This is a genomic window from Rhizobium phaseoli (assembly GCF_010668805.1).
In the GTDB taxonomy this organism is placed as follows: Bacteria; Pseudomonadota; Alphaproteobacteria; order Rhizobiales; family Rhizobiaceae; genus Rhizobium; species Rhizobium phaseoli_A.
On sequence record NZ_WUFT01000047.1, the window covers coordinates 1 to 3,802 of the forward strand.

A 3,802-nucleotide genomic window follows, 5' to 3' on the forward strand; every position below is an offset into this window, starting at 1 on the left:
CGGGCGACGACGGATTTGCCGCCGAGCTTGGTGACGGCGAAGGTGTCGGAGCCGGCCGGTTCGACCACCTCGATCAGGCAATCGTCCTCGGTCAGCGAGCGCGCCTTGCGGTCGGCACCATCAGGATCGGTCAGGGCCTCGGGACGGATGCCGAAGATCACTTGTTTTCCGGCATAGGAAGACAGGCCATGATTGCCTGAGACCACCGGCAATCGCAGCGGCGCGCCATTCGGCCGCTCCAGCGAGACCTGCAAACCGCCCGCACCATTCTCGACGGTGGCGTTGAGCAGGTTCATCGCCGGCGATCCCATGAAGTCGGCGACGAAGAGATTGGTCGGGCTGTTATAGATCTCGGCCGGCGTGCCGACCTGCTGCAGCACGCCGTCTTTCAGCACGGCGATCTTGGTCGCCAGCGTCATCGCCTCGATCTGGTCATGGGTGACATAGACGAAGGTGGTGCCCATGCGCTGGTGCAGCCGCTTGATCTCGGTGCGCATGTCGACGCGCAGCTTGGCGTCGAGATTGGAGAGCGGCTCGTCGAACAGGAAGACCTGCGGATTGCGCACCAAAGCCCGGCCCATGGCGACGCGCTGGCGCTGGCCGCCGGAAAGCTGGCTCGGCTTGCGGTCGAGCAGATGGCCGATCTGCAGCATGTCGGAGACCTGCTTGATCGCCTTGGCCCGTTCTTCCTTCGGCACGCCGCGGATCTCCATGCCGAAGGCGATATTGCCAGCCACCGTCATGTTCGGATAGAGCGCATAGGATTGGAACACCATGGCGATGTCGCGCTTGGAGGGATGCAGACCGTTGATGGCCCGCCCGTCGATGCGGATATCGCCGGAGGTAATCGTCTCCAGCCCGGCAATGGTGTTGAGCAGGGTCGACTTGCCGCAGCCGGACGGACCGACCAGCACGAGAAAGCCGCCCTTTTCGAGTTCGAGGTCGATCCCCTTGAGAATGTCGACGGCGCCGAAACGTTTTCTGAGACCGGAGATTTCGAGGAAGGCCATGGATTACCCTTTGACTGCCCCCGCCATCAGACCGCGCACGAAGTAGCGGCCGGCGAGGATATAGACGATCAGCGTGGGAACGGCCGCGATCATCGCCGCAGCCATGTTGACATTGTATTCGACCACACCGGTCGAGGTGTTGACGACATTGTTCAAGGCCACCGTCATCGGCATGGAATCGCCGGTGCCGGCGTAAGCCGAGGCAAACAGGAAGTCGTTCCAGATATTGGTAAACTGGTAGATCACCGTGACGACGATGATCGGCAGCGAGTTCGGCAGCATGATGCGGCGGAAGATCTGGAAGAAGCTGGCGCCGTCGACCTGGGCGGCCCGGACCAGTTCGGTCGGAAAGGCCTCGTAGAAATTGCGGAAGAACAGCGTGGTGAAGCCGAGGCCATAGACGACATGGACGAAGACCAGATTGACGGTTGGATTGCCGAAGCCGAAGTTAAAGCCGGTGGCGTTCTGCAGGGTGACGCCGAAGCGGCCGAGCGAGCCGAGGATGGTCGCCATCGGCAGGAGCACCGACTGGAACGGGATGAAGCAGGCAAACAGCATCAGCCCGAACACCAGCGTGTGGCCGGGAAAGCGCCATTTGGTCAGGACATAGCCGTTCAGCGCCCCCATGATGGTGGAGATCGCCACCGCCGGCACCACCATCTTGATCGAATTCCAGAAGTAGCCCTTGATGCCGGCGCAGGTCAGCCCGACGCAGGTCTCGCCCCAGGCCTTCACCCAGGGATCGAAGGTCGGCGCCTGCGGCAGCGCCAGCATGTTGCCGTTCTGGATCTCGTCCATGGTCTTGAACGAGGTGGTCAGCATGACGAAGAGCGGCATTAGATAGAGGACGGCGAAGATGACCAGCAGGCCGTAGATGGCCAGGCGGCCGATCCAGCGGGCGTTGTTACTCCTGCTGTCGCCGCCCTGCGAAAGCGGTGCGGTCGCAGCTATCGTCGAAGAGGTCACGCTGCTCATCGCGCCTTCTCCTTCAGTTCGGAATAGAGATAGGGAACGATGATCGCCGAGATGGTCATCAGCATGATGATGGCGCTGGCCGAGCCGACGGCCATCTCGTTGCGCTTGAAGGTGTATTCATACATGAAGTTGGACGGCAGCCAGGCCGAGCCGCCGGGGCCGCCCGAGGTCAGCGCCACCACCAGGTCGTAGGACTTGATCGCCATATGGGCGAGCACGATGAAGGCCGAGAGAAAGATCGGCCGCAACAGCGGAATGACGATGCGCCGATAGAGCTGCAACGGTGAAGCGCCATCGATCTGCGCCGCCTTCATGATCTCGCCGTCGATGCCGCGAAGGCCGGCCAGGAACATCGCCATGACGAAGCCGGACGCCTGCCAGACACCGGCGATGACGACGGTGTAGATGACGAAGTCCTTGTTCTTGATCCAGTCGAAGTGGAAGCTCGTCCAGCCGAAGTGGTGCAGCGTCTGCTCCAGCCCGAGGCCGGGATCGAGGAACCATTTCCAGGCAACCCCGGTGACGATGAAGGAGAGAGCCATCGGATAGAGGAAGATCGGCCGCAAAATCCCCTCGCCGCGGATCTTCTGATCGAGCAGGATCGCCAGGAACAGACCAAGCGCCAGACAGATGCCGACATAGAGGAAGCCGAAGATCGCCATGTTGGTGATCGAGGTATACCAGGAGGACGGCGGATCACTCTCGAAGGTCCAGCGCCACAGCCGCTGATAGGCGCGCGCGCCGGTCAGCGCATAAGACGGAAAGGTCTTGGAATTGGTGAAGGAGAGATAGGCCGTCCAGACGATGAAGCCGTAGACGAAGACGAGGGTAATGATGAAGCTCGGCGCCAGCACGATCTTCGGCAGCGCATCCTGCAGCCGGCCTCGCAGCGAGATCGGCGTCGATTGCGCCGGCGTCAGAACCGGATCGGTGGTCGCAACGGTGCTCATGGAATGTCGTCTCCCTCCCTGCATGATCGGCCCTGCCCGATCGTCCCCGCCTGATCATGGCGATACTGATCGCCGCCTTATGATCGGCAGGGTCTGAAGCTTCCCCGCACAGAGCGCGGGGAAGCATGTGCATCAACCAAGATCTCAGCGGGCGTCGTCGATTGCCTGGACGAGCTGCTTGACGGCTTCGTCGGAGGTCTTGATCTGGCCGTGGACGAACTTCGAGACGACGTCCTTATAGGCATTGGCGATGGCCGGCGGTGCGCCATAACCCTGGGCCAGCGAACCGAACAGCGTGCCGCCTTCATTGGCAGCCTTCAGGTCGGCGATGCCCTTCTTGCCGCAGGCGTCGAAGTCGGTATCGGGAACGTCGGTGCGGGCCGGCACCGAACCCTTGACGACGTTGAAGGCCGACTGGAAGCTCTTCGACAGCGTCGCAGTCGCCAGCGCCACCTGAGCGGCCTTGCGGTCGTCGGGGACGTTGAACATGCCGAACATGTCGGAGTTATAGACGACGCTGCCTTCGGTGCCGGGGAAGCGGTAGCAGAGGAAATCGGTATCAGGCGTCTTCTTGGCGGCGACGAATTCGCCCTTGGCCCAGTCGCCCATCACCTGCACCAGCGCATCACCCTTGATGACCATGGCGGTCGCCAGGTTCCAGTCGCGGCCGGAGAAGTTCGGATCGACATATTTGATGATCGTCGCCAGATTGTCGAAAGACTTCTTCATCGTGTCCGACTTCAGCGAAGCCTCGTCGAGGTCGTTGAAGGCCTTCTTGTAGAATTCCGGGCCGCCGGTCGACAGCACGATGGAATCGAACATCGTCGCTTCCTGCCAGTTCTGGCCGCCGAGCGCCAAGGGGATCAC

Annotated in this window: 4 protein-coding genes; all 4 read right to left on the bottom strand. The window is 61.8% G+C overall.

Annotation, left to right across the window (positions count from 1 at the left end):
• Positions 1-1,010: ABC transporter ATP-binding protein (locus GR197_RS31235; RefSeq protein WP_164016565.1), on the bottom strand; the 1,010-nt coding region annotated here is incomplete at its 3' end.
• Positions 1,011-1,013: 3 nt separating this feature from the next.
• Entirely contained in the window at positions 1,014-1,985 is a 972-nt protein-coding gene (locus GR197_RS31240; protein ID WP_164016567.1) for a carbohydrate ABC transporter permease, read from the bottom strand.
• Positions 1,982-2,935, bottom strand: a complete 954-nt coding sequence (locus GR197_RS31245) for a carbohydrate ABC transporter permease (protein ID WP_164016569.1) — start codon at positions 2,933-2,935, stop codon at positions 1,982-1,984. Before GR197_RS31245 ends, GR197_RS31240 begins: the two co-directional genes overlap by 4 nt.
• Positions 2,936-3,079: 144 nt before the next feature.
• The coding region (locus GR197_RS31250; RefSeq protein WP_164016570.1) for an ABC transporter substrate-binding protein at positions 3,080-3,802 on the bottom strand (723 nt) is incomplete at its 5' end.